The organism is Acinetobacter sp. ANC 4805, assembly GCF_022549495.1.
Taxonomy (GTDB): Bacteria; Pseudomonadota; Gammaproteobacteria; order Pseudomonadales; family Moraxellaceae; genus Acinetobacter.
In genome coordinates this window covers 1-212 of record NZ_JAKZGD010000036.1, presented here as the reverse complement: position 1 = coordinate 212, position 212 = coordinate 1, and the positions used below count along the sequence as shown (strand labels likewise).

Here is a 212-nt window from a genome sequence, read left to right as displayed (position 1 = left end):
ACGCTATAGCTGCCTTCTGCCAATGCAGCCAAGCTATTGTCTGCTAAGGTCCAAGTACCATCACCATTGTTGGTGGCTACATAATCCACTCCATTCACATTCACAACAATGCTTGCATTTGGATCGTTGATCGTACCGGTTAGTTCAGGTGTTGCATCATTGGTGATTTCATCATTCAACGCAACGACTGGTGCTAAACCATCTCCATCAAC

1 protein-coding gene is annotated in these 212 nt (G+C 45.3%); it reads right to left on the bottom strand.

What is annotated here, in order from left to right; genetic code table 11:
- Window positions 1–212: Ig-like domain-containing protein (locus tag MMP60_RS15890; RefSeq protein WP_241337295.1), on the bottom strand; the 212-nt coding region annotated here is incomplete at both ends.